Annotated in this window: 22 protein-coding genes and 1 pseudogene; 16 read left to right on the forward strand and 7 right to left on the reverse strand. The window is 63.9% G+C overall.

Features of this window, described 5'->3' with window-relative positions; genetic code table 11:
• Entirely contained in the window at nucleotides 1-495 is a 495-nt protein-coding gene (locus tag IVB01_RS22245) for a septal ring lytic transglycosylase RlpA family protein (protein WP_247280124.1), read from the reverse strand.
• 211 nt (nucleotides 496-706) lie between these two features.
• Nucleotides 707-1,912: an LLM class flavin-dependent oxidoreductase gene (locus IVB01_RS22250; protein ID WP_247280125.1), complete on the reverse strand. Its 1,206-nt coding sequence runs from the start codon at nucleotides 1,910-1,912 to the stop codon at nucleotides 707-709.
• Between the two features lie 171 nt (nucleotides 1,913-2,083).
• On the opposite strand from IVB01_RS22250, the gene IVB01_RS22255 reads away from it, so the two are divergent.
• From IVB01_RS22255 to IVB01_RS22275, 5 genes are all read left to right on the forward strand, one after another.
• The gene (locus IVB01_RS22255; RefSeq protein ID WP_247280126.1) at nucleotides 2,084-3,199 is read left to right on the forward strand and encodes an ATP-dependent RecD-like DNA helicase; all 1,116 of its coding nucleotides are present in this window, start codon (nucleotides 2,084-2,086) and stop codon (nucleotides 3,197-3,199) included.
• Nucleotides 3,200-3,440: 241 nt separating this feature from the next.
• On the forward strand, nucleotides 3,441-4,151 hold the full coding sequence (gene msrA, locus IVB01_RS22260) for a peptide-methionine (S)-S-oxide reductase MsrA (RefSeq protein ID WP_247280127.1): 711 nt from the start codon (nucleotides 3,441-3,443) through the stop codon (nucleotides 4,149-4,151).
• Between the two features lie 30 nt (nucleotides 4,152-4,181).
• The gene (msrB, locus tag IVB01_RS22265) at nucleotides 4,182-4,601 is read left to right on the forward strand and encodes a peptide-methionine (R)-S-oxide reductase MsrB (protein WP_247280128.1); all 420 of its coding nucleotides are present in this window, start codon (nucleotides 4,182-4,184) and stop codon (nucleotides 4,599-4,601) included.
• Nucleotides 4,602-4,705: 104 nt separating this feature from the next.
• Nucleotides 4,706-4,870: a DUF3309 family protein gene (locus IVB01_RS22270; RefSeq protein ID WP_060737078.1), complete on the forward strand. Its 165-nt coding sequence runs from the start codon at nucleotides 4,706-4,708 to the stop codon at nucleotides 4,868-4,870.
• A 214-nt stretch (nucleotides 4,871-5,084) separates the two neighbouring features.
• Complete coding sequence (locus IVB01_RS22275; RefSeq protein WP_247280129.1) at nucleotides 5,085-5,369, forward strand: hypothetical protein; 285 nt, start codon at nucleotides 5,085-5,087, stop codon at nucleotides 5,367-5,369.
• Between the two features lie 160 nt (nucleotides 5,370-5,529).
• Here the strand turns inward: IVB01_RS22275 and IVB01_RS22280 are convergent, their stop codons facing one another.
• Nucleotides 5,530-6,072, reverse strand: a complete 543-nt coding sequence (locus IVB01_RS22280) for a DUF4112 domain-containing protein (protein WP_247280130.1) — start codon at nucleotides 6,070-6,072, stop codon at nucleotides 5,530-5,532.
• 61 nt (nucleotides 6,073-6,133) lie between these two features.
• Nucleotides 6,134-6,559, reverse strand: a complete 426-nt coding sequence (locus IVB01_RS22285) for a DUF5413 family protein (protein ID WP_247280131.1) — start codon at nucleotides 6,557-6,559, stop codon at nucleotides 6,134-6,136.
• Nucleotides 6,560-6,704: 145 nt separating this feature from the next.
• On the opposite strand from IVB01_RS22285, the gene IVB01_RS22290 reads away from it, so the two are divergent.
• From IVB01_RS22290 to IVB01_RS22300, 3 genes are all read left to right on the forward strand, one after another.
• On the forward strand, nucleotides 6,705-6,947 hold the full coding sequence (locus tag IVB01_RS22290) for a hypothetical protein (RefSeq protein ID WP_247280132.1): 243 nt from the start codon (nucleotides 6,705-6,707) through the stop codon (nucleotides 6,945-6,947).
• A 31-nt stretch (nucleotides 6,948-6,978) separates the two neighbouring features.
• A complete protein-coding gene (locus IVB01_RS22295; RefSeq protein ID WP_247280133.1) occupies nucleotides 6,979-7,209 on the forward strand; it encodes a hypothetical protein in 231 nt (76 codons plus the stop codon).
• A gap of 179 nt (nucleotides 7,210-7,388) precedes the next feature.
• Nucleotides 7,389-7,730, forward strand: coding sequence for a hypothetical protein (locus IVB01_RS22300; RefSeq protein ID WP_247280134.1), 342 nt, complete (start codon nucleotides 7,389-7,391; stop codon nucleotides 7,728-7,730).
• Nucleotides 7,731-7,910: 180 nt separating this feature from the next.
• On the opposite strand, the gene IVB01_RS22305 is transcribed toward IVB01_RS22300, so the two are convergent.
• Nucleotides 7,911-9,527, reverse strand: coding sequence for a hypothetical protein (locus tag IVB01_RS22305; RefSeq protein WP_247280135.1), 1,617 nt, complete (start codon nucleotides 9,525-9,527; stop codon nucleotides 7,911-7,913).
• Between the two features lie 37 nt (nucleotides 9,528-9,564).
• Nucleotides 9,565-10,857, reverse strand: coding sequence for an adenylosuccinate synthase (locus IVB01_RS22310; protein WP_247280136.1), 1,293 nt, complete (start codon nucleotides 10,855-10,857; stop codon nucleotides 9,565-9,567).
• Between the two features lie 423 nt (nucleotides 10,858-11,280).
• Here IVB01_RS22310 and IVB01_RS22315 point away from each other — a divergent pair, with 423 nt between their 5' ends.
• The 3 genes from IVB01_RS22315 to IVB01_RS22325 all read left to right on the forward strand — a co-directional run bounded on the left by IVB01_RS22315 (nucleotide 11,281) and on the right by IVB01_RS22325 (nucleotide 14,404).
• Nucleotides 11,281-12,213, forward strand: coding sequence for a DMT family transporter (locus IVB01_RS22315; RefSeq protein ID WP_247280137.1), 933 nt, complete (start codon nucleotides 11,281-11,283; stop codon nucleotides 12,211-12,213).
• Nucleotides 12,214-12,392: 179 nt separating this feature from the next.
• On the forward strand, nucleotides 12,393-13,328 hold the full coding sequence (locus IVB01_RS22320; RefSeq protein WP_247280138.1) for a DMT family transporter: 936 nt from the start codon (nucleotides 12,393-12,395) through the stop codon (nucleotides 13,326-13,328).
• Nucleotides 13,329-13,426: 98 nt separating this feature from the next.
• The gene (locus tag IVB01_RS22325) at nucleotides 13,427-14,404 is read left to right on the forward strand and encodes a tripartite tricarboxylate transporter substrate binding protein (protein ID WP_247280139.1); all 978 of its coding nucleotides are present in this window, start codon (nucleotides 13,427-13,429) and stop codon (nucleotides 14,402-14,404) included.
• Between the two features lie 186 nt (nucleotides 14,405-14,590).
• On the opposite strand, the gene IVB01_RS22330 is transcribed toward IVB01_RS22325, so the two are convergent.
• Nucleotides 14,591-16,276 carry a methyl-accepting chemotaxis protein gene (locus IVB01_RS22330; protein ID WP_247494884.1) on the reverse strand — a complete coding sequence of 562 codons (1,686 nt, stop codon included), beginning with the start codon at nucleotides 16,274-16,276 and terminating at the stop codon, nucleotides 14,591-14,593.
• 251 nt (nucleotides 16,277-16,527) lie between these two features.
• Between IVB01_RS22330 and IVB01_RS22335 the strand changes: the two genes are divergently transcribed.
• From IVB01_RS22335 to IVB01_RS22355, 5 genes and pseudogenes are all read left to right on the forward strand, one after another.
• The gene (locus tag IVB01_RS22335; RefSeq protein WP_247494885.1) at nucleotides 16,528-17,571 is read left to right on the forward strand and encodes a C-terminal binding protein; all 1,044 of its coding nucleotides are present in this window, start codon (nucleotides 16,528-16,530) and stop codon (nucleotides 17,569-17,571) included.
• 84 nt (nucleotides 17,572-17,655) lie between these two features.
• Nucleotides 17,656-19,005: an extracellular solute-binding protein gene (locus IVB01_RS22340; protein ID WP_247280142.1), complete on the forward strand. Its 1,350-nt coding sequence runs from the start codon at nucleotides 17,656-17,658 to the stop codon at nucleotides 19,003-19,005.
• Nucleotides 19,006-19,145: 140 nt separating this feature from the next.
• The gene (locus IVB01_RS22345; RefSeq protein ID WP_247280143.1) at nucleotides 19,146-20,102 is read left to right on the forward strand and encodes a sugar ABC transporter permease; all 957 of its coding nucleotides are present in this window, start codon (nucleotides 19,146-19,148) and stop codon (nucleotides 20,100-20,102) included.
• Nucleotides 20,095-20,994, forward strand: a complete 900-nt coding sequence (locus IVB01_RS22350; RefSeq protein WP_091888289.1) for a carbohydrate ABC transporter permease — start codon at nucleotides 20,095-20,097, stop codon at nucleotides 20,992-20,994. Before IVB01_RS22345 ends, IVB01_RS22350 begins: the two co-directional genes overlap by 8 nt.
• 86 nt (nucleotides 20,995-21,080) lie before the next feature.
• A pseudogene (locus IVB01_RS22355) lies at nucleotides 21,081-22,437 on the forward strand (esterase-like activity of phytase family protein).
• Nucleotides 22,438-22,564 lie beyond the last annotated feature (127 nt).

Below are 22,564 nucleotides of genomic sequence, written 5' to 3' on the forward strand. Positions count from 1 at the left end.
TCAGCCCACCGGTCCCAGTGTCCAATTGTCCCCTGAAAGCGGACTAACTTTTACGTCCTTAATGACTCCGAGCTCCAGGCTTGGATCGAAATGGCGCATCGTCCGCTCGTTGAAGTCAATGATGCGGCCGGGCCTGAGTGGTCCGACGTCATTTATCTTGACGATGATCTTCTTGCCGACGGCCTCGACGAGGGCAAACTTTGGCCTCACGCCAAATGGGACCCCGCCAAATCTCCGACGCAAACTCGTCTTGATGGCAGCCGTCCAGGCAGAGGGATCATAACGCTCGCCGGAGGCTGTGCGCGGACCGCCCTCCTCCTTGCCGGGCTTAAAGGGATTGTACATGGAGGCAGCGCCGACGAGCGCATTCTCGGAGCTAGCATCGACGACGGTGCTTGAGTGAACTCCCCGCGTTTCACCACGAGCAACGGTAACAGAAACGGCAAGCGCAACCAGGGCGCCGCAAAGTGCGGCGCTCGAGCGGAACAGCATCATAACTCCTATGATTTTTTCGATCGCCGGTTCCCGGCACCGCAAACAGAGCAAGCAAACGCGGAAGCGTTCATAAAGCTTGCGCCGATGTTTTGCGGATTCGTGCCAACCCCTTGGCTATGGAACCGTCGTGGGGAACCAGAGCGGTTCCCACGCAGTGTTTTAGGTTGTCGCCGACTAAGACAGAGATTGCGTCAGCAGCATGACTTACAGCCTAGCCCGCCGCGGCCCTCACCGGGGCGACGTTGATCGCGAGCTTGCCGTAGCGGTCGGTGAAGGCCTGCGTGTCGATTTCCTCCAGCTTGATCTCGCCGCTCATGACGCCCTGCTTCCAGGCCGCCTGCGCCGGATCGTTCTGGAACTCCGGCATCACCTCGCGGCCGAACAGCTCGAGCGATTCGCAGATGTGCTCGTGGCTGTTCTTGCCGGCCTGATTGAGCAGGATGACCTGATCGATATGCGAAGACTGGAATCGCTTCAGCTTCCTGCGGATGGTCTCGGGCGAGCCGATCAGGCCGCCGCGCAACGCCGCCTCCTGGGCTTGCGGATTGTCGCGCTTCCACTTGTTGTACTCGTCCCACATGTTGACCGTGCCGGGCGCGGGCCGCTGGCGGTTCTGCGCGGCGCCGTAGAAGCGCAGCGCGAACTGGAAGAAGGTGGCGCCGTCGGCGCGGGCACGCGCCTCCTCGTCGGTCTTGGCGCACATGAAGAACGAGACCAGCGCCATGTTCGGGTTGATCTCGTAATCGGCAAGCTTGGTGAGCCGCTTGGTCATCGCATTGTAGTAGGCGTGCACCCAGGCGTGGGCGGCATCGGCGCTGACGAACTGAAAGCCGAGCGCGCCGAAGCCGTGGCGGCCGGCGCGCTCGATGGTCGGCAGTTGCGAGCATGCCATCCACAGCGGCGGATGCGGCTTCTGCACCGGCTTCGGGACGACGTTGCGCAAGGGGATGTCGAAGTACTTGCCGTGATGCTCGCTGCCGCCGTCTTTGAACATCGGGAAGATCGCGGCCACGGCCTCGTCGAACACCTCCTTCTTGCTTTCCATGTCGCGCCCGAACGGCTCGAGCTCGGTGATCGACGCGCTCTCGCCCATGCCGAATTCGCAGCGGCCGTTGCTGAGCAGGTCGAGCACCGCGACGCGCTCGGCGACGCGTGCCGGGTGGTTGGTGGTGAGCTGAAGGATGCCATGGCCGAGCCTGATCTTCTGCGTGCGTTGGCTTGCAGCGGCCAGGAAGGATTCCGGCGAGGGCGAGTGCGAATATTCCTCGAGGAAGTGATGCTCGACCACCCAGGCATGGTCGTAGCCGAGCCTGTCGGCGAGCTCCATCTGCGAGAGCGCGTTCTGGTAGAGCCTGAGCTCGTCACCGGCCACCCAGGGCCGCGGCAATTGCAGCTCGTAGAAGATGCCGAACTTCATGGCGTCGCTCTCCCACATTGTTCTTGTTGGCCTCATCTTAGTGCGTGAGGCAACGCTGTCTACGGAGCAGCAATTCCGCCGTGCGGGAGAATGACTTGATTGCAGCGAACGAACGGTTAGTTTGCCAGTGGCGACTCATTTAAGTGTGGCGCCCGCTCTTCCTGGAAAGCCATGCCGACATTCACCCCGCATCAAGACGCCGCGCTCAAGGCCGTTGGCGATTGGCTGAAAGCAAAACCCGGCCGCGGCGGCACGCCGCCGGTGTTCCGCCTGTTCGGCTTTGCCGGCACCGGCAAGACCACGCTGGCGCGGCACATCGCCGAGGGCGTCGACGGTGAGGTGAAGTTTGCCGCTTTCACCGGCAAGGCGGCGCTGGTGATGCGCAACAAGGGTTGCGACGATGCCTCCACCATTCACTCCCTGATCTATCGCGCCCGCGAATCCGGCGAGGAGCAGCCGAGCTTCGAGCTGTGGGACGACGCGCCGGCCTCAAAAGCCAAGCTGATCGTGATCGACGAATGCTCGATGGTCGACGCCGAATTGGGGCGGGACCTAATGTCGTTCGATTGCCCGCTGCTGGTGCTGGGCGATCCCGCGCAGCTTCCTCCGATCCAGGGCGGCGGCTTCTTCACCAATTCGGAGCCCGACGCGATGCTGACCGAGGTACATCGCCAGGCCCAGGACGATCCGATCGTGCGGATGTCGATGGATGTGCGCGAAGGCCGCGAGCTCGACATCGGCCGTTACGGCGAGAGCGAGGTGGTGTCGCGCAAGGAGCTCGATCCCGACCGGGTCATGGGCGCCGACCAGGTGCTGGTCGGCCGCAACAACACCCGACGCGCCTACAACATGCGGGTGCGCCAGCGCCAGAACATCGAGGACGCCTTTCCGGTCGCCGGCGACAAGCTGGTGTGCCTGCGCAACAACCGCAAGAAGGGCCTGTTCAACGGCGGCCTGTGGCGCGTGAAGTCGCGCAACACGTCGCGCTCGAAATCGCGCATTCTCAGCATGCGGCTGTCGCCGGACGAGGATTTCGGCCACAAGGTGACGAAGGTCTCGGTGCGCGCCGACTGCTTCGAGGGCGGCGTCGAGCAGATCGCCTGGGAGCAGCGCAAGCCCTATGACGAGTTCGACTACGGCTACGTGCTCACGGTGCACAAGTCGCAAGGCTCGCAATGGGACGACGTCGTGCTGTTCGACGAGAGCTTTGCGTTCCAGGACTCCAGGGCGCGTTGGCTATATACGGGGATCACGCGCGCGGCGAAGCGGCTCTCCATCGTCGTTTAAGGTTCGGGGCCGAAGCGTCGTGACACTGGCCATTCCGAGCAGCTCGAACTATGGCGTGCACTTGCGCAGCTGAGAATCTCGAGCCGCCCGGAATGACGAGTTGCTCACTTCACGGACTCGTGTCCGGCATTAAGTAATAATGGCCCGGCCGGCCCGTATCTCGGGTAACGAACTGCCGCCAAGCGGGCTGTTCGCTTGACGCCAATCGCCCTACACTAACGCCTTCGAACGAGGATGCGCCATGAGCCGAATTCCTTTCCGTACCCTGTCCCTGTTTGCCGCGACCGCCGCATTGGCGTTTTCGTTCACCGTGCCGTCGATGGCCGCGGAGGATGCGGTCGTGATCCCCGCTCCCGCTATGGATGCAGCGCCCGCGAGCGGAATCCAGACCGCCGTCGTCGCCGGCGGCTGCTTCTGGGGCGTTCAGGGCGTCTTCCAGCACACCGCGGGCGTCGTCAACGCCGTCTCCGGCTATGCCGGCGGCACCAAGGCGACTGCCGACTACCAGACCGTCTCGAGCGGCCGCACCGGTCACGCCGAGTCCGTCGAGATCAAGTACGACCCGAAGAAGATTACGTACGGAAAGATTCTCCAGATCTACTTCTCGGTGGTGCACGATCCGACCCAGCTCAACCGGCAGGGCCCTGACGTGGGCCCGCAATACCGCTCGGCGATCTTCACCACCTCCGACGAGCAGAAGAAGGTGGCGGAGGCCTATATCGCCCAGCTCAACGCGGCCCGGGTCTTCAACAAGCCGATCGTAACCAAGGTCGGCGCGCTGGAGGCGTTCTATCCGGCCGAGGCCTATCACCAGGATTATCTGACGCTGCACCCGAACCAGCCTTACATCGCCTATAACGACATCCCCAAGGTCGAGAACCTGAAAAAACTGTTCGCGGATAATTACATTGAAAAGCCGACGCTGGTGAATGCCAGCAAGGCCACCAACTGATCACGACATGACGCGAGAAACGGGAGACCCATGCCCGATCCCAAGACGAAAACAACTGACGACAAGCTCATCAAGAGCGAAGAGCAGTGGCGGCGCGAGCTGACGCCGATGCAGTACGCGGTGCTGCGCGAGAAGGCGACTGAACGTCCCTTCTCCGGCGAATATGAGCACGACGAGCGCGCCGGCACCTATGTCTGCGCCGGCTGCGGCAACGAGCTGTTCTCTTCGGATGCCAAGTTCGATTCCGGCTGCGGCTGGCCGAGCTTCACCCAGCCCGCCGTCGAGAGCCATATCGACGAGGAGCGCGACACCAGCCACGGCATGATCCGCACCGAGGTGCTGTGCGCCAAGTGCAGCGGCCATCTCGGCCATGTCTTCCCCGACGGCCCTGGGCCAACCGGCCTGCGTTACTGCATCAACTCCGCCGCGCTGAAGCTCGAGCCGAAATAAACTCGGGGCATCACCGGTTCCGTTACGGAACCCGGCGAACGCAATGGGCTTTTCTTTCGTGGCGGTGCGGCCATCGCATTTGGCGCCTGTCAGGGGAGAATGCCATGTCACTCGGGACCATCCTGATCATCCTGGTGATCATCTACCTGCTGGGCGGGCTCTCCGGCCGGATCGGCGGTTATGGCTATGGCCTCGGCCATTCCGGCATGGGGATCGGCGGCGTCGTGCTCGTGGTGCTGGTCGTGCTGTTGCTTCTCGGCAAGTTGTAAATCATGCAACGCTTTGAAATTGTTTGATTTATCGCGCGCGCGGGGCTGCCATGCGCGGATTCATCATCTCGCATCGCGGGGGTCGCATTTTTGTCAAATCGGCCTATATTAGTGGACGAAAATGCCATGTGCGGCGGGCCCGCTCGATTGCGGCCTCTGCCCTCCCCAACCCCACGCGCTTAAAGCCCCAGAGAAGATCACGAGGTCTTTGACCATGCGTCCACTGCGTCCGTTCAACTTCAACACCTCCGCCGAACTCTTCCCCGCCGCGATCCGCAAGAAGAAGCGCGCGGGCTTCACCTATCGCCGGTTCGGCACCGCGGCCGAAGCCGTGCAGTTCGCGATGGAGCAGTTGCCGACGGATTCGCTGAACGGCGCCTATCTCCAGGTCGAGGAAGCGCGCTTCGACCAGAACGGCATCCGCTCGCTCTATGAGAGTGAGGCCTTCCCGTTGCCCCGCCGTCGCAAGCCGGCGGAGACCGATGCCGACGCGGCGTAAGCTTTCGTAAAGCCATGTGACGCGGCGTAAGCTTTCGTAAAGCCATGTAATGTGCGCTGAAAGTAATGTGCGCTGAAAGCGCGATGGCCGAAGGGCCGTCGCGCTTTTTGCGTTTCCCCCCGCCCCGCTTGCGGGGATGGGCGAAGAATGCGCGCGACGCTTAAATCCGCGGCTGCTTCTCCAGCCAGCGGCGGAGCAGCCGCACGTTGCGCATGTTGGCGCGGAACATGACGTCGAAGGCGTCGCCCGCGAACGGGACCAGGCCGAACACGCCGTCAACCGCGACATTGCCGAGCATGCGCGCCGTGATGTACCAGGGCGCGCCCAACGCCCTCGCCTCGCGCACCAGCCACAACGAGATCGCGGTGGTGATGATGTCGCCGACGACCGGGATCAGCCCGATCAGCCCGTCGATACCGTAGCGGATATTGGTGCCGGGCAGGATGAAGGCAACGTCGAGCAACTTTGCGATCGCCTCGAGCCGCGCGATCCGCTGCTCGCGCGTCAGATTGCCGAACGGATTGCCTTGCCCGAATTCGAAGCGAAACTCGCGAAATCCCTGCTCCAGCGTCTCAGGGCGGATCTCGTGACCCTCCTGGTCGATGATCGGCCCGCGCGCTTGCTTAGCCGCAAAGGTCGCATGCGAGCCGCTTCCCGAACGGGATCGGCGCGGAGCAAGGATGTCGTCGTCGGACATGGACATGGCTTCCAAAGAACGCGCCGCGGCGGCGGAGGTTGCTGGGCCGCGCCCGAAGGTCGCGCACTCAGGTTGGTGCGGTCACTGCCTGCGGCTCCTCGACATATCTATGCACGAACCAGGATGAAATCACTGCCGGTACGAACCCGACGAGGCCGTACAGGATGAACTGCACGGCGCCCGAATCCGGCCCGCGCGAGCTGTAGGTCATCGAGGCCAGGACGAAGGCGAACAGACCGACCAGCAGCATCCGCAGGACCGGGCCGATCCGTCTGATGTGGATTAGGATGTCGTCGACCGCGCCGATCATCAGCGAGGGCAGGAAGCCGAACAGATAGCTGTATTGCAGGGTCTTGAAGAAGACTGCGAACAGCTTGCCGACCTCGCCGAGGCTGGTCTGGGTCCAATAGCCGGACTGATAGGTCGTCGTGAGCAGCAGCAGGAACCCGCCGACGAACGGACCGACCAGCGCAAACACCAGATAGCGTTTCATCGAGCACCCTCTTAACTTCGACAGCCTTATAGCAGCGCCGGCGGGAACCTTGAATAGCGGGGCGCAGGCTGCGCCTGAAGGGAACAAGTGGCAAAGCGACGAGTTCATGCAGGACCTGAATTGTCCCTGTCAGATTGGAGCCCCGATGCCCCGTAGACTTGTTCTGGCGACATTCGCGCTGGCAGCCCTGACGGGTCTGTCGAACGCACCTGCTCTCGCCCAAGGCCACATGGGCACGCCGCAGGAGCAGAAGGCCTGCTCGCGGGATGCATCGCGCCTGTGCCGCAAGGACCTCGGCAATGACGGTGCGGTTCAGAGTTGCCTGCAAGCCAACCGGGCCAAGCTGTCGAAGTCTTGCAGCAAGGTGTTTCAGAGTCACGGAATGTGAGGACCGGAACCCGCGAACGGAGTGTGAAGCCATGCTGCGCGATGAACAACTCTCGATCCTGCGGGACATCAGCCAGTCCGTTGCCTTCGCCGACGATCGCCACGGCAAGATCGGCGAACTGATCGCCGATGGTTATGTGATGAAGGACGGCGATCTGTTCGAACTCACGGCCAAGGGCGTCAGCGCGGTCGAAGAACACGCCGCATCACTCGGCACGAGCGATGCGGCGCAAGCGAGCCCTCGCCCTGATCGGTTGATCTGACCGCGCGCGCCGGCTTTGCGTGACTCGCGCGCAACAATTGCAAATTCCTTCACGCAGACCATTGCAGCTCCGTGACAATGGCGCATACTTCGCTCGGGCGGCGCAGCACTTTCGATTCGAACATCAAGTAATCGAGCGACCACATGCGGGACCAAAGTTCCCGACGTGAAGGCTGTGACATGCGGCAGATCAAGCCGCGTGCGGCGCCCCAAAATCAAGTGGCTCAAGCCCACGAACTCGGGGACCCATTCCGCATGACACGCTATCAGACGATCGCAACTCTCTTCGCCGTCGCCGCCACCGCCATCGCATTCCAGACATCACCTGGTCTCGCCTTCTCGTCCGAAGCGCAGCAGATGTGCTCGGGCGATGCGATGCGGCTGTGCTCCAGTGAAATTCCCGACATCCCCCGGATCAGGGCCTGCATGGTGCGGAACAAGGCACATGTCAGTCCCGGCTGCCGCGCCGTAATGGACCGCGAGCACGCCGCATCGCGCAAGCGGGAAGCCGCCGCGCAGTAAGGCCGTTCAATTTCGATTGCACCGCTGACCGCGAGAGAGCTCGCTTCACCTCCCGTAGGGAGAGGTCGGAGCGCATCGCAGATGCGATCCGGGTGAGTGGTTGCAGTCTCACAAAATGGCGCGGCCCCTCACCCGGATTGCTGCAATCCGAGATCTCCCTGCTGGGGAGAGGTGAAGAGCTCAATCGCCCCACTGCGCGAACGCGTCGTTGAAGACGCGCTCGCCGGGGGCGCCCTTCTCGATCGCGATGATGGCGCGGCGCTGATTGGCGTAGACCAGCGGCACGTCGAACCAGGAGCGCTCCTTCAGGAGCTGGACGTTGCGGGCGCGGTCGGCGTCGACATTGGAAAGGCCGACCAGGAAGAAGCCATCGGTGACCTTGACGGCGAGGCCGGCGAGCGGCGTACCGCGCGCCTGCTCGTTCGACTTCATCAGGATGCCCGGCACGTTGGAGACGCTGCCGCCCGGAAAGTCCTGCGGAAGGATGAAGGTCAATTCCGCGGTGTGGCTCGCCGGCAGCGAGGAATCGGTGTTACGGCGGAACGACATCGTCATCTTGAACTTGCGGTCGGGGATCTCGATGTCGGCGCGCACGGCGATGTCGGCCTTCTGGTTGCCGGACGCCTTGATCGGCTCCAGCCGCCATACCACCGAGCCGACATATTGCTTGCCCTTCGGATCGGACGGATCCTCGTCGTAGAGCACGACCTTCTGCGCCACCGGCGCGACCGGCTGGTCGCTCGCCGAAGGCTGGCCGACCCGATCCGGGATCTTCGGCTTGGTCTGCGGCTGGGCCGGATTCGGCGCCTCCACCACCTGGGTCGCGGACGGCTTGAGAAAGCCGTTGACGATCTGGACCAGCTGCTTGCCCCAGAGGATGCCGGCCCCAACCAGGATCAGCACGATGCCGACCGCGATCGCGCTCTTGAACGGGAAGGCGGAGCCGGTGCGGACGCGCTTCTTGGCGTCGCGCTCGGCTGCAATGCGCGCACGCTGCGACGGCGGCTGCGGCGTGTAGCGCTCGGCCTCCTCGACCGACTCGTCGTAGGAATAGGGCGCCTCGGACTCGCCGGTGCGGTCTTCCAGGCTCGGCTCCAGCCGGTCGAACTCCGGCGAGGGCGAGGGCACGTTGGCGTAGGTGCGGCGCGCGGCGCGGCTCGCCTGCGCGGCGGCGCCGCCGAGATCGTTGGCATCGGCCGTGATGTCGCGGAAGCCGCGCACGCCCGGTGCGGGTGGTAGCGGTGGCGGCGGGCCCATGTCCGGCGGGCGGCGCGCACCCGCGCGATCGCGTCCGGCCGGTGGAGGCGTCTGCGGCTCCGCCGTCGGCGGCGGAGCGGACGGGCCGGGCTGGCGCGGGGCGTCGAAACGCGGCGCACGCGGCGGCCGCGGCGCGTCGCCCTGATCGTCAGCACCAAAGGACGGGCGGTCGGCACGCGGCGGCGTCGGGGCCGGACGCGCGCGCGGCGGGGCCGGCTGAGATGCGGGAGCGTTGCCTTCGGCCGCGCGGGCGCTAGCCCGGCGGAAGGCATCGCCGCTGCCGCCAGGGCGAGTGCCCCCACCGGGGCGCGAGGCCTCGCGGGCGCGCTGGGCGGCCTCCGATTCGACCTTGCGGACGGCCTCTTCCAGCGACAGCCGTTCGCGGGTGATCTCGGATTCGGAGAGCGGCGGCTGCACGCTGCGGAGCTGCGCGATCAGCGCCGTGCGCGCCCGCTCATAGAGCGCGCGACGGCTTTCGCCGGGAGCGTTGGGGTCCAGGGCGGCAATAGCGCGGGCGATCAGCGGATAGTAATCAGCCATTTCAACTCAACTATACGCGCGTCCTGGTAAGATATCGTTAAGCTTCAAACGGATTTTGCACCAGGATAGTATCTTCGCGTTCGGGGCTGGTGGAAAGCAGCGCGACCGGGCACCCCACCAATTCCTCGATCCGGCGGACATATTTGATGGCCTGGGCCGGCAGGTCGGCCCAGGACCGTGCGCTGGCGGTCGGCTCCTTCCAGCCCTCGATCGTCTCGTAGATCGGCTCGACCCGGCTTTGCGCGCCCTCACCGGCGGGGAAATGGTCGATCTCCTTGCCGTCGAGCCTGTAGCCGGTGCAGACCTCGATCGTGTCGAAGCCGTCGAGGATGTCGAGCTTGGTCAGCGCCAGGCCGTTGATGCCGCAGGTCCGGACCGCCTGGCGGACCAGCACGGCGTCGAACCAACCGCAACGGCGGGGCCGACCGGTATTGGTGCCGAACTCGCGGCCGCGCTCGCCAATCTTGCGGCCGGTCTCGTTGTCCTGCTCGGTCGGGAACGGGCCCTGGCCGACGCGGGTCGTATAGGCCTTGCACAGGCCAAGCACGTAACCGACCGCGGCCGGCCCGAGGCCGGCGCCGGTCGCCGCCTGCGCCGCCACCGTGTTGGACGAGGTGACGTAGGGATAAGTGCCGTGATCGACGTCGAGCAGCGCGCCTTGCGCGCCCTCGAACAGCATGCGCTTGCCTTCGCGCCGCTTGATATCGAGCAGCCGCCAGACCGTCTCGGCATAGGGCAGCAGCTGCGGCGCCATCGCCATCAGTTCTTTCAGGATCACCGCGCTGTCGAATTCCGGCAGGTTGAGGCCGCGGCGCAGCGCGTTGTGATGCGCCAGCAGGCGATCGATCTTGTGCGGCAGCGTCTGATGATCAGCAAGATCCATCAGGCGGATGGCGCGGCGGCCGACCTTGTCCTCATAGGCAGGTCCAATGCCGCGGCGCGTGGTGCCGATCGCGGTCGCTGCGCTGGCGGATTCGCGGTGCGCATCGAGCTCGCGGTGCAGCGGCAGGATCAGCGTGACGTTTTCCGCGACGCGCAGATTGTCAGGGCTGACATCGACCCCCTGCGCCCTGAGCTTGGCGACCTCGTCGAGGAAGGCGGCGGGATCGAACACCACGCCGTTGCCGATCACGGACAGCTTGCCCTCGCGCAGTACGCCGGAGGGCAGCAGCGCGAGCTTGTAGGTCTTGCCGTTGATCACGAGCGTGTGGCCGGCGTTATGGCCGCCCTGGAAGCGGACGACGATGTCCGCCTGCTCCGACAACCAGTCGACGATCTTGCCCTTCCCTTCGTCGCCCCACTGGGCGCCGACGACGACAACATTGGCCATTCGCGGGTAATCCCTGTTCAATCTGTCTCTAGGAGGCATGATCCTCGCGGAAAACCGGTGCCCACTCTTCCGGGATCATGCCTGCGCCCAGCCCAATCGGCGGCCGGAGCCGCCCGCACGCAAGGCAGCCAACCGGATAAAGGAAGCAGCCCCTCTAAGCAAGCAAGAACGGGGCTTTTTCGGGGCTCGGAAGGCCATCCAAGCCTTTGATATCCCCCGAAAATCCAGAGACCTTCCAGAGCCGAGCCAAAGCCTCGACCAAAGCGCTAGACGCGATCTCGGCCGCTGCATGGTCGCGATGCATCCGTCCCCCATTGATGCAACCTCGATTTCCGTGTCTTTGAACGGCGCCGGGCTATGAACCGGCCCGGATCTCGCCGGGCCGGACGCCTCGGCGCATGACGCGGGGCCATAGCCATCACAATGTCTGCCACGGGCCAGAGCACAGGCGCCGAAACCGCCGGCCAAACCTGGATTGCCAACCAGCCTTATCTGCTGCTCAGCATCACCGCGCTGTGCTGGGCCGGCAATGCCATCGTCGGTCGGCTCGCCGCCGGCCACATCCCGCCGGTGACGCTGTCATTCCTGCGCTGGTCCTTCGCCTTCCTGCTGGTGCTGCCGTTCGCCTGGAAACATCTTGCGCAGGACTGGCCCGCGATCCGCGGCCGGCTCGGCCTGATGATCACGCTCTCGATCACCGGCATCGGCGCCTTCAACACGCTGCAATATTGGGCGCTGGAGCATACCCAGGCCCTGAACACGCTGCTGCTCCAGTCTGCCGCCCCGCTGATCGTGGCGCTGTGGTCGCTGGCCATTCTGGGGATCAGGCTCACCGCGGCGCAGGCATTCGGCGTGCTGCTGTCGATGTGCGGCGTGCTCACGATCCTGCTGCATGGCGATTTCACCACGCTGTCGAACATCGAGTTCAACAAGGGCGACCTCATCTTCATCGTCGCGCTGGTCATTTTCGCGCTCTATTCGGTACTGACCCTGAAGCGTCCGCCGATGCACGGCCTGTCCTTCCTCGCCTTCACCTTCGGCTGCGGCGCCGCCTGCCTCATTCCGCTGGAGATCTGGGAATTGATCGAGCGCCCCGTGATGAAGCTCGACGGGCCGAACCTGCTGACCCTATTCTACGTCGCAGTGTTCCCCTCGGCGCTCGCCTATCTCTGCTTCAATCGCGGCGTCCGCCTGATTGGCGCCAATCGCGCCGCGCCGTTCTTCCATGTCGTGCCAGTGTTCGGCTCGATCATGGCGATCGTGTTCCTGGGCGAACACCCGCAGGTCTTCCATTTCCTCGGCTTCGCGCTGGTGCTGGCGGGCGTGTTCGTGGCGTCACGCAAGCAGGCGAGTTAGCAACGTATCCAAGCGGAGCGCTGCCATCACCTCTCCTCTTGTGGGAGAGCGGATGAGCACATTGCGTCCAACATATTAACCGCCAATGACGCGTCCCCGGGTCATGCCTGCATTGTAGCATTGCGGCCGCGTGACTTGTGTCATGACGGCAATCCGGCGCAAGCTCGTATCCGACGCCAATGACGATCGCTTCCCCCGCGCCAGCGGCCTCCAATACGGCCAGTTGGCTCAACAACCAGCCTTATCTGCTGCTGAGCCTGAGCTCGTTGTTCTGGGCCGGCAACATCGTGCTCGCGCGTCATGTCGGCGCGCATGTGCCGCCACTGACCGTGACCACGATCCGCTGGTTCGGCGTGTTCCTGATCCTGTTGCCGTTCGCCTGGCCGCATCTGAAGCGCGACTGGCCTGCCTTGCGCAACAGCCTGCCCCTGATGCTGTTCCTGTCGCTGGTGGGATTTGCCTTCAACAACGCGATCTCGTACTGGGCAATGCAATACACGGAGGCGCTGAACGCGTTGCTGATCCAGTCGGCAGGTCCGCTGTTCGTGGCGCTGTGGTCGCTGGTGCTGTTTGGGGTGCGGCTGACCGGTGCGCAGTTCGCGGGCATCGCGATCTCGCTTCTCGGCGTGCTGATCATCATCCTACGCGGCGATCTCGCCGCACTCGCGAGCATCAGCTTCAACAGAGGCGACATCATGTTCGCCTCCTCCCTGGTAGCGTTCGGTCTCTATTCGGCCTTCATCCCGCGCCGGCCAAAAATTCACCAGCTCTCCTTCCTGTCCTTCACCACCTGCTGCGGCGCGACGATGCTGCTGCCGACTGCGATCTGGGAGGCTCTAAGCGGCCGCGTGCTGCAGTTCGACGGCACGACGCTGGCAACGCTCGGCTATATCCTGATCTTCCCCTCGACGCTGGCCTATCTCTTCTTCAACCGCGGCGTCGCGCTGATCGGCCCGAACCGCGCCGCGCCGTTCTTCCATCTAGTGCCGGTGTTCGGCTCGGCGATGGCGATCCTGCTGCTCGGCGAAAAGCTCCAGCCGTTCCACCTGATCGGCTACGCGCTGGTGCTCGCCGGCGTCGTGATCGCCTCGCGCCAGGGTTCGGCGGCGAAGTAAATTCCGCGGCGCGGAGACACGGCGACAAACTCACCGCTTCCGATTTCAACGAGGAGACGCTAGGTTCCCCGCCAACGACAAAGAGGGAACGTCCAGACATGATTTCAGCGTTGACTCGAAACCTGCGTGCCATCGGCGCGGCCGCATTGTGCCTCGCCGCCGCATCCACGGCCGAGGCCGACAATTATCCGAGCCGCAACATCACGCTGGTGTTGCCGTTCGCGGCCGGCAGCGGCACCGACACCACGACGCGGCTGATCTCGCAGCATCTGTCGCAGGCGCTCGGCGTCGGCATCGTGATCGAGAACAAGGCGGGCGCCAATGGTATGCTCGCCGCAACCTACGTCGCGAAGGCCGCTCCCGACGGCTACACGCTGCTGGTGACGACCAACACCACGCATTCGGCCAATCCCTATCTGCTCAAGAGCCTCACTTACGATCCGGTCAAGGATTTCACGCCGATCGCGCGCACCGGCGACCTGCCTTTCATGCTGGTCGTCAACCCGGAAGTGCCGGCCAAGACTGTCGGCGAGCTGGTCGCCTATGGCAAGGCCAATCCGGGCAAGCTGAGCTACGCTTCGGGCTCGTCCTCGGCGATCGTGTCCGGCGCGACCTTTGCCCACAATGCCGGGCTCGACCTGTTGCACGTGCCCTACAAGAGCTCGCCGCCGGCGCTCAACGACGTCATGGGTGGCCGCGTCTCGATGATGTTCGTCGACATCCTGACCGGCCTGCCGCATGTCAACGGCAACGCGCTGCGCGCGCTCGCGGTCACCACCAAGGAGCGCTCGCCGCTGGTGCCGCATCTGCCCTCGATGCAGGAGGCCGGCGTGCCGGACTTCGACATCTCGTCATGGCAGGGCTATTTCGGCCCGGCCGGCATGCCCAAGGAGATCGTGACGCGGCTCAATACCGAGATCAGGAAGATCGTCGAGAATCCGGAGATCAAGGCGAAGCTCGCCACCCTCGGCATGGACGCCTTCTCGGGCACACCGGAGCAGCTCGGCACCTTCGTGAACGAGCAGCTCGTGCTGTGGGAGAAGCTGATCACGAACGCGAAGATCGAGAAGCAGTAGGCGTGCTCCTCGGACGATGTCATCGTCCGCGGAGGCGGACGATCCAGTATTCCGGAGGTGCCTGTATTTGAACCGAGAGGCCGCGGCGTACTGGATGCCGCGCCTTCGCGCGGCATGACAGTCGAGAGAAAAGGGTGGGCACGACGCTTTGCGTCTTTGCCCACTCTACGAGTTCAGCGCACGGGCTTACGCCGCGCGCACCTTGACGAGGAAGCTGTCCACGGCGCTGCGCAGCGCGCCGGACTGGTTGTCCAGCTCGCGGGCGTTGGTGAGCACGTCGCTGGCTGCACTGCCGGTCGCTTCCGCGGCCGACGTGACGCTGCCGATATGGGCGTTGATCTCGCTCGAGCCGGCCGCAACCGACTGGATGTTGCGGGCGATCTCGCGGGTCGCTTCGCCCTGCTGCTCGATCGATGCCGAAATGCCCGCGGTGATTTCGCTCATCTCGGCGATCGTCTGGGTGATGCCGGTGATGGCCGTGACCGCGTCGCTGGTCGAGGTCTGCATCGCCGCGACCTGCGCGGAGATCTCCTCGGTCGCCTTCGCAGTCTGGTTGGCGAGCGCCTTGACCTCAGAGGCGACGACCGCGAATCCGCGGCCGGATTCACCGGCGCGTGCCGCTTCGATGGTGGCGTTGAGCGCGAGCAGGTTGGTCTGCGCGGCGATCGAATGGATCAGCTTGACGACCTCGCCGATCTTCTCGGCGCCGGTCGAGAGCACCTGCACGGTGGCGTTGGTCCGCTCGGCGTCGCTGACGGCGCGGCTGGCGACTTCGGTCGAGCGGGTGACCTGGCGGGAGATTTCCGCAACCGAGCTCGACAGCTCTTCGGCGGCAGCGGCAACCGTGCCGACATTGCCGGAGGCCTTTTGCGAGGCAGCGCCGACCGTTGCGGCACGCAAGGAGGCATCGGTCGCGCTCGCGGTCATCGACTGCGCCGTGCTCTGCATGCCGGCGGCGGCCGAGGAGACCGAGCGGACGATGCCGTTGACGCTGCGTTCGAAGTCGTTGGCGATGTCTTCCATCGCGCTGCGACGTTCCGCCGCGGCACGCTCCTTGGCGTCCGCCTCGGTCTTCTCGAGGTCGCGGATGCGGACCGCATTGTCCTTGAAGATCTGCACGGTCGAGGCCATCGCGCCGACTTCGTCGCCGCGGCCGACGCCGGGAATGTCGCCCTCGAGCTTGCCATCCGCGAGGTCCTTCATACGGGCGCCGAGCAGCGCCAGCGGACGGCTGATGCCGCGGCCGATCAGCCAAGCGACGCTGCCGGCAACGATGACGATGCCGAGCAAGGCCAGGCCGAGCAGCCAATAGACCGGGCCCATTCTCGCGTCGATGTCGTCGAGATAGGCGCCGGTGCCGAGATACATGTCGAAGCCAGGCACGGCGACTGCATATCCGATCTTGCGGATCGGCTTCTCCTGGCCGGGCTTCACATATTCATAATACAGCAGGATCGAACCCTTCGCCTTGACGCCGTCCATCAGCTCGAGCGACAGCTTGCGGCCGTTGGTCACGACGTCCATGCGGTTGGTGCCGATCTGCTTCGGATCGGGCGCAAGCTGGGTGATGCCGTCGTACGACGTGCCGAACAGGTAGCCCGCGCCGTTGTCATAGGTCATCGCGTTGCCATAGCGGCGAAGTTCGGCCAGGGCCGCATCCTTGGTCAGCTCGCCGGCATCGACGCGCTTCTTCAGAGCGCCCGCGTAGTTGCATGCCAGCTCGACGATAGCCTTGGCCTGATCGATGCGTGCATTCACCATCTCCTGCTTCATCAGGTAGCCGGCAAGGACACCGGAGATGCACAGGCCCAACAAGGTGACCCCGACAAGAATGCCGAGCTTCGGGGCGATCTTCAGATTGCTCAATTTCACGGGGTGGCTCCGGCAATGACGGGATACGGGCACGCGACCAGTTCGATCAAAATCGAATCAACTTTTATGTGTGAGCCCTTATCAAGTTACTTACGGTCATCCGTAGAAGCCCGGACGCAGCCGCACAAACCGGCAATTTATCTCCGCGCCAACAACCGGGAATTGTACGCGGCCGCGTCGATTTCGCGTAAAAGACGCAAAGGTCAGCCACGAAGGCAGGCCACAACAAGAAACCAAATCGGGAGCAGAAAATGCCGAAATACAGGGTGGTGACGCCGAAGGGCGCGAGCTTCACGGTCGCGGGCAGCGATTACTCCTATGAGCGCGAGGCGCTCGATCCGATCGATGCAGAGATCGTCGAGGCGCCGGCCGACGAGGCCGGGTTCGTCGCCGCCGCGAAAAACGCCGACGCCATCTATGCCAAGGGCATCCCGATCACCAAGAGCATCATCGACAGCTTAGAAAACTGCAAGGTCATTACGCTCGGCTCGGTCGGCGTCGACAACGTCGACGTCAAGGCCGCCACCGCCCGCGGAATTCCCGTCACCAACATCCCCGACACCTTCATCGAGGAGGTCGCCGACCACGCCATGATGCTGTTGCTCGCGGGCTTCCGTCGCCTGGTCGAGCAGGATCGCATGGTGCGCGACGGCCGCTGGGCCGAGGGCCGGCCGGCGCTGCTCAAGATCCCGCGGCTGATGGGCCAGACGCTCGGCTTCATCTCGTTCGGCCGCGTCGCGCGCGCGGTTGCGAAACGCGCAGCGCCCTTCGGCCTGCGCATGATGGCCTATGATCCCTTCATCCAGGAAACGCTGATGTACGACCACGGCGTGATCCCGGCGACGCTGAACGAGGTGCTGTCGCAATCCGACTTCGTCTCGATGCACGCCCCCGCCCGGCCCGAGGTCCATCACATGCTGACCGAGAAGCACTTCCGGCAGATGAAGAAGGGCTCGATCTTCATCAACACCGGGCGCGGTGCCACGGTGGACGAGGAGAGCCTGATCAAGGCGCTCCAGGAGGGCTGGATCGCGCATGCCGCCCTCGACGTGCTGGAGAAAGAGCCGCCCTCGCACAACAATCCCCTGCTCGGCATGGAGAACGTGACCCTGACCGCCCACGTCGCTTCGGCCTCGGCACGGTTCGACGAGGCGCGCAAGCGCCGCGTGGGCTACGAATTGTCACTGGTGCTTCAGGGCATGTGGCCAGTAAGCTGCGTCAATCCGTCGGTGCTGCAAAGCACCGCGCTCCGCCGCTGGCAACCGATCAGCATGGATCGCGGGCCGAACAGCTAGGCGGCCGGCGCAAAGGCGCCGGAAACCGGAACGGCCCTTCACCGGCGATCAACGCCGGGGAGGGAGACATCAAGGGAGGAACTGATGAGGAACGACATCACGCGTCGTGATGCCTTGGCGCTGGGCCTGTCTGCTGCAACGCTCGCGGCCACCGGTGCTGCAGCGCAAACAACGCCATCAACGATCAAGGCTGCCGATGTGGCGGCACCGAAACTCGCGATCGAGAAGGGCGCGTCCTTGCGCATGCTGCGCCCGGTACGCTTCGTCCAGGCCGACGAGGACGTGTTCCGCGCCAATGCGGCAAAGTTCACCAAGGATACCGGGGTCGAGGTCAAGGTCGACTTCGTCGGCTGGGAAGATATCAATCAGCAGACCGCAGTGACCGCCAATTCCGGCGCCGGCCCCGACATCATTATCGGCTTCTCCGATGCTCCGCACATCTATATCGACAAGTTGATCGAGCTGACTGATGTCGCCGACTATCTCGGCAAGCGTTATGGCGGCTGGCTGCCGCTGGCGCAGCGCTACGGCAAGAAGAACAAGAGCGATACGTGGATCGGGCTGCCGTTCGGCGCCACCGCCGGCCCCCTCATCTACCGCAAGTCGGTCCTGCAATCGGTCGGCTTCGACAAAGTGCCGGAGGACCATGCCGGCGTCCTCGACCTGTGCCAGAAGCTGCACAAGGCCGGCAAGCCGGCCGGCTTCGCGCTCGGCAATGCCAAGGGCGATGGCAACGGTTTTGCGAGCTGGGCGCTGTGGTCGCACAACGGATCCCTGCTCGACGAAGAGGGCAACGTCACGATCAACAGCAAGGAGACCATCGCCGCGTTGAACTGGGTCAAGCAGCTCTACCCGACCTTCATCGCCGGCACGACGTCGTGGAACGACGTCAGCAACAACCGCGCCTATTCCTCGCAGGAGATCTCCCTGACCGCCAATGGCGTTTCGCTGTACTTCTCGCTGAAGAACGATCCTGCCACCAAGGCGATCGCCGAGGACAGCGAGCATCAGCTGCTGCCGAAGGGCCTGGCCAAGGTCTCTCCGATGGCGGGCCTGACGCTGAACGCAATGGTGTTCAAGCACAGCCAGTACCCCAACGCGGCGAAGGCATTCCTGCAATACATGCTGGAAAAGGACCAGTACGAGCCGTGGCTCAATGCCAACTCCGGCTACTGGTCGCAGCCGCTGGCCGCCTACGCCGAGTCCGCCGTGTGGTCGCAGGATCCCAAGGTGAAGCTGTTCAAGGACACGATGAACAGCACCTATTACGACGGCTACAAGGGCCCGATCTCGACAGCGACGGGAGCCGTCAGCGCCGACTACGTGCTGATCCAGATGTTCGCGTCCGTTGCGACCGGCGCTGCCACGCCGGAGGCGGCTGCCGCAGAAGCCGAGCAGCGGTGCAAGCGGTACTTCCGGCGGCAGGGGCGGTAAAAACTCACGACAAGGCAGCCGTCATTGCGAGGAGCGAAGCGACGACGCAATCCAGACCGTAACCGCGGAGACAGACTGGATTGCCTCGCTTCGCTCGCAATGATTGCGGTAGCGACAGCCCAAGACAGGACGCCGAACCGATGTCCGTGACCACCTTCTCCTCCCCCGTTCTCGCGCAGCGGCAGCCGAACTGGCTGGTGCGGCTGTTCGACTACAAGCCGTTCCTGATCATGATGTGTCTGGCGCCTGCGATTGGGCTGCTCGCGGTGTTCCTGACTTATCCGCTCGGCCTGGGCATCTGGCTCGCCTTCACCGACACCACGATCGGCCGGCGTGGCATCTACGTCGGCTTCGAAAATTTCCAGTATCTCCTCACCGATTCCCTTTGGTGGAACGCGGTGTTCTACAGCGTGGTCTACACGGCCGTCGCGACCTTCGGAAAGTTCGCACTCGGTTTCTGGCTCGCGCTGCTGCTCAACAACCATTTTCCGTTCAAGAGCGTGCTGCGTGCGATCATCCTGCTGCCCTGGATCGTGCCGACCGTGCTGTCGGCGCTGGCGTTCTGGTGGATCTACGATCCGCAATTCTCGATCATCTCGTATCTGCTGGTCGACGTGCTGCATTGGCGCTCCAGCAACATCGACTTCCTCGGCTCGGCCTGGCCGGCCCGTTTCTCGCTGATCGCCGCCAATATCTGGCGCGGCATTCCCTTCGTCGCGATCTCGCTGCTGGCGGGGCTCCAGACCATCTCGCCCTCGCTCTACGAGGCTGCGATGCTCGACGGCGCCAGCGCCTGGCAGCGTTTCCGCTACATCACGTTCCCGATGATGATGCCGATCCTCGCCATCGTCATGACCTTCTCGATCATCTTCACCTTCACCGACTTCCAGCTGGTCTACGCCATCACCCGTGGCGGGCCCGGCAACTCGACCCATCTGCTGGCAACGCTTGCCTTCCAGCGCGGCATCGCCGGTGGCGAGCTCGGCGAGGGTGCCGCGATCGCGGTGTCGATGATCCCGTTCCTGGTGTTCGCGACGCTGTTCTCTTATTTCGGACTGGCGCGTCGCAAATGGCAGCAGGGAGAGAGCAATGACTGATACAGTCGCCCAACCGGCTGTCGCCGACGCGAAGGCAGCGCCCGACACGATGGCGTGGGATTCCGGGCTGCGGCGGCTGATGATGATCTATCTGCCGCTCGGCTGCTTCGTACTTATCCTGCTGTTCCCGTTCTACTGGATGGCGATCACCTCGTTCAAGCCGAACGCGGAGCTGATGAATTACAAGGAGCACAATCCGTTCTGGATCTCGTCGCCCACGCTGGCGCACATCAAGCACCTCTTGTTCAACACCGCTTATCCGCATTGGTTGTGGACGACGATGCTGGTCGCGATCGGCTCGACCACGCTGTCGCTGATCGCGAGCACGCTTGCCGCTTACGCCATCGAACGCCTGCGCTTCCGCGGCAGTCCCTATGTCGGTCTCGGCATTTATCTCGCTTATCTCGTGCCGCCGTCGATCCTGTTCATTCCGCTCGCCACCGTCGTCGTGCAGTTCGGCCTGTTCGACTCACCGCTTGCGCTGATCCTGGTCTATCCGACCTTCCTGGTGCCGTTCTGCACCTGGCTCCTGATCGGCTATTTCAAGTCGATTCCCTACGAGCTCGAGGAATGCGCGCTGGTCGACGGCGCCACGCGGCTGCAGATCCTGAGGCGGATCACGCTGCCGCTGGCGGTACCCGGCTTGATCTCGGCCGGCATCTTCTCCTTCACGCTGTCCTGGAACGAGTTCATCTACGCGCTCGCCTTCATCCAGAGCGGCGCCAACAAGACCGTGCCGGTCGCGATCCTGACCGAGCTCGTCACCGGCGACGTCTATCAGTGGGGTGCGCTGATGGCCGGCTCGCTGCTCGGCTCGCTGCCGGTTGCGATCTTCTACTCCCTGTTCGTGGATTATTACGTGTCGTCGCTGACGGGCGCGGTAAAGGAGTAGATGGGCAACTGCGGCGTTTGGCCCGGCTTCACAAAACTGCAATGTGCCGTCCGCATAAGGCGTGCGTCCGCCAACAGGAGACGTACATGCGCGCGACTTTTCTCGGCACCGTCGCAACGATCATTCTCACCGCGAGCGCCGCGCTCGCGCAGAGCGAAGGTGAATTCCCCGCCAAACTCGTCGGCCACGTGGTGATGCCGGCCGAATCGTTCATCGACGCACCCGCCGATGCGCCAGCCGATCTCAAGACCTCGGGCAAATACACGACGGGCAAGCGCGTCGACGCGCTCGGCACCGTGATGGGCAAGTCCTATGAGCGGGCGACGGGCGTGTCGCTGCCGTTCAGGGGCCAGCCGCTGCAGGGTCATTCCGGCATCAAGACCATGCCGGACGGCACGTTCTGGGTGATCACCGACAACGGTATGGGCGCGCGTGCCAACTCGCCGGATTCGATGCTATACCTGAACCACTACAAGATGGATTGGACGAGCGGCAAGATCGAGCGGCTGGAGACCATCTTCCTGCACGATCCCGACAGACGCGTGCCGTTCCGCATCGTTCATGAGGATACCCAGAAGCGCTATCTCACCGGCTCGGACTTCGACACCGAGGGCTTCCAGATCATCGCCGACAGCTTCTGGATCGGCGACGAGTTCGGCCCCTATATCCTGAAAGGCCGACAAAACCGGCAAGATCTTGGCCGTGTTCGAGACGGTCGCCGATGGCAAGCCGGTGCGCTCGCCGGACAATTGGGCAGTGGGAACGCCGGCCGCGCCGGGCGCGACCTACACTAATGTCAACCTCCGCCGTTCCAAGGGTTTTGAGGGCTTTGCATCGTCCAAGGACGGCAAATTCCTCTACGGCCTGCTCGAAGGACCGCTGTGGGACGCCGACAAGAAGGACTGGGAAAAGGTCGACGGCAAGGAAGCCTCCCGCATCCTCGAATTCGACGTCGCTGCCGAGAAATTCACCGGACGCTACTGGCAGTATGTGTTCGAACAGAACGGCAATGCCATCGGCGACTTCAACATGGTCGACCCGACCAGCGGCCTCGTCATCGAGCGCGACAACGGCGAAGGCACCGCGGACAAGTCTTGCCCGCAAGGCACCCGCGGCGAGAACTGCTTTCCTGACCTCGCCAAATTCAAGCGCATCTACAAGATCGAGCTCACCGATGCCAATGTCGGCAAGCCCGTGCGCAAGATCGGCTATATCGACCTCTTGAAGATCAGGGATCCCGACAAGAAGGCGAGGAAGCCGCTCAATGACGGCGTCTACACCTTCCCGTTCTTCACCATCGAGAACGTCGATCGCGTCGACGACACTCACATCATCGTCGGCAACGACAACAATCTGCCGTTCTCGTCCAGCCGCGACCCCAACAAGGCCGACGATAACGAGTTCATGCTGCTGGAGGTCGCGGATTTCCTGAAGGCGAAGTGAGGCGACGCTCTCTCGATACGGCCATCGCCGGGCTCGACCGGGCGGTCCAGTCCGCCGCGGCGGCGGTGTGATACGGAAATGCCGCGGCGTACTGGATGCCCCGCCTTCGCGGGGCACGACAACGGAG

Source organism: Bradyrhizobium sp. 164, from assembly GCF_023073715.1.
Classification (GTDB): domain Bacteria; phylum Pseudomonadota; class Alphaproteobacteria; order Rhizobiales; family Xanthobacteraceae; genus Bradyrhizobium.

Coding starts and splice junctions, on each gene's coding strand:
- msrB (WP_247280128.1), top strand. CDS start 4,182: ATGCCCGATCCCAAGACGAAAACAACTGACGACAAGCTCATCAAGAGC.
- IVB01_RS22320 (WP_247280138.1), top strand. CDS start 12,393: ATGACGATCGCTTCCCCCGCGCCAGCGGCCTCCAATACGGCCAGTTGG.
- IVB01_RS22250 (WP_247280125.1), bottom strand. CDS start 1,912: ATGAAGTTCGGCATCTTCTACGAGCTGCAATTGCCGCGGCCCTGGGTG.
- IVB01_RS22270 (WP_060737078.1), top strand. CDS start 4,706: ATGTCACTCGGGACCATCCTGATCATCCTGGTGATCATCTACCTGCTG.
- IVB01_RS22315 (WP_247280137.1), top strand. CDS start 11,281: ATGTCTGCCACGGGCCAGAGCACAGGCGCCGAAACCGCCGGCCAAACC.
- IVB01_RS22290 (WP_247280132.1), top strand. CDS start 6,705: ATGCCCCGTAGACTTGTTCTGGCGACATTCGCGCTGGCAGCCCTGACG.
- IVB01_RS22275 (WP_247280129.1), top strand. CDS start 5,085: ATGCGTCCACTGCGTCCGTTCAACTTCAACACCTCCGCCGAACTCTTC.
- IVB01_RS22310 (WP_247280136.1), bottom strand. CDS start 10,857: ATGGCCAATGTTGTCGTCGTCGGCGCCCAGTGGGGCGACGAAGGGAAG.
- IVB01_RS22285 (WP_247280131.1), bottom strand. CDS start 6,559: ATGAAACGCTATCTGGTGTTTGCGCTGGTCGGTCCGTTCGTCGGCGGG.
- IVB01_RS22300 (WP_247280134.1), top strand. CDS start 7,389: ATGCGGCAGATCAAGCCGCGTGCGGCGCCCCAAAATCAAGTGGCTCAA.
- IVB01_RS22345 (WP_247280143.1), top strand. CDS start 19,146: ATGTCCGTGACCACCTTCTCCTCCCCCGTTCTCGCGCAGCGGCAGCCG.
- IVB01_RS22295 (WP_247280133.1), top strand. CDS start 6,979: ATGCTGCGCGATGAACAACTCTCGATCCTGCGGGACATCAGCCAGTCC.
- IVB01_RS22305 (WP_247280135.1), bottom strand. CDS start 9,527: ATGGCTGATTACTATCCGCTGATCGCCCGCGCTATTGCCGCCCTGGAC.
- IVB01_RS22350 (WP_091888289.1), top strand. CDS start 20,095: ATGACTGATACAGTCGCCCAACCGGCTGTCGCCGACGCGAAGGCAGCG.
- IVB01_RS22280 (WP_247280130.1), bottom strand. CDS start 6,072: ATGTCCATGTCCGACGACGACATCCTTGCTCCGCGCCGATCCCGTTCG.
- IVB01_RS22325 (WP_247280139.1), top strand. CDS start 13,427: ATGATTTCAGCGTTGACTCGAAACCTGCGTGCCATCGGCGCGGCCGCA.
- IVB01_RS22340 (WP_247280142.1), top strand. CDS start 17,656: ATGAGGAACGACATCACGCGTCGTGATGCCTTGGCGCTGGGCCTGTCT.
- IVB01_RS22335 (WP_247494885.1), top strand. CDS start 16,528: ATGCCGAAATACAGGGTGGTGACGCCGAAGGGCGCGAGCTTCACGGTC.
- IVB01_RS22245 (WP_247280124.1), bottom strand. CDS start 495: ATGATGCTGTTCCGCTCGAGCGCCGCACTTTGCGGCGCCCTGGTTGCG.
- msrA (WP_247280127.1), top strand. CDS start 3,441: ATGAGCCGAATTCCTTTCCGTACCCTGTCCCTGTTTGCCGCGACCGCC.
- IVB01_RS22255 (WP_247280126.1), top strand. CDS start 2,084: ATGCCGACATTCACCCCGCATCAAGACGCCGCGCTCAAGGCCGTTGGC.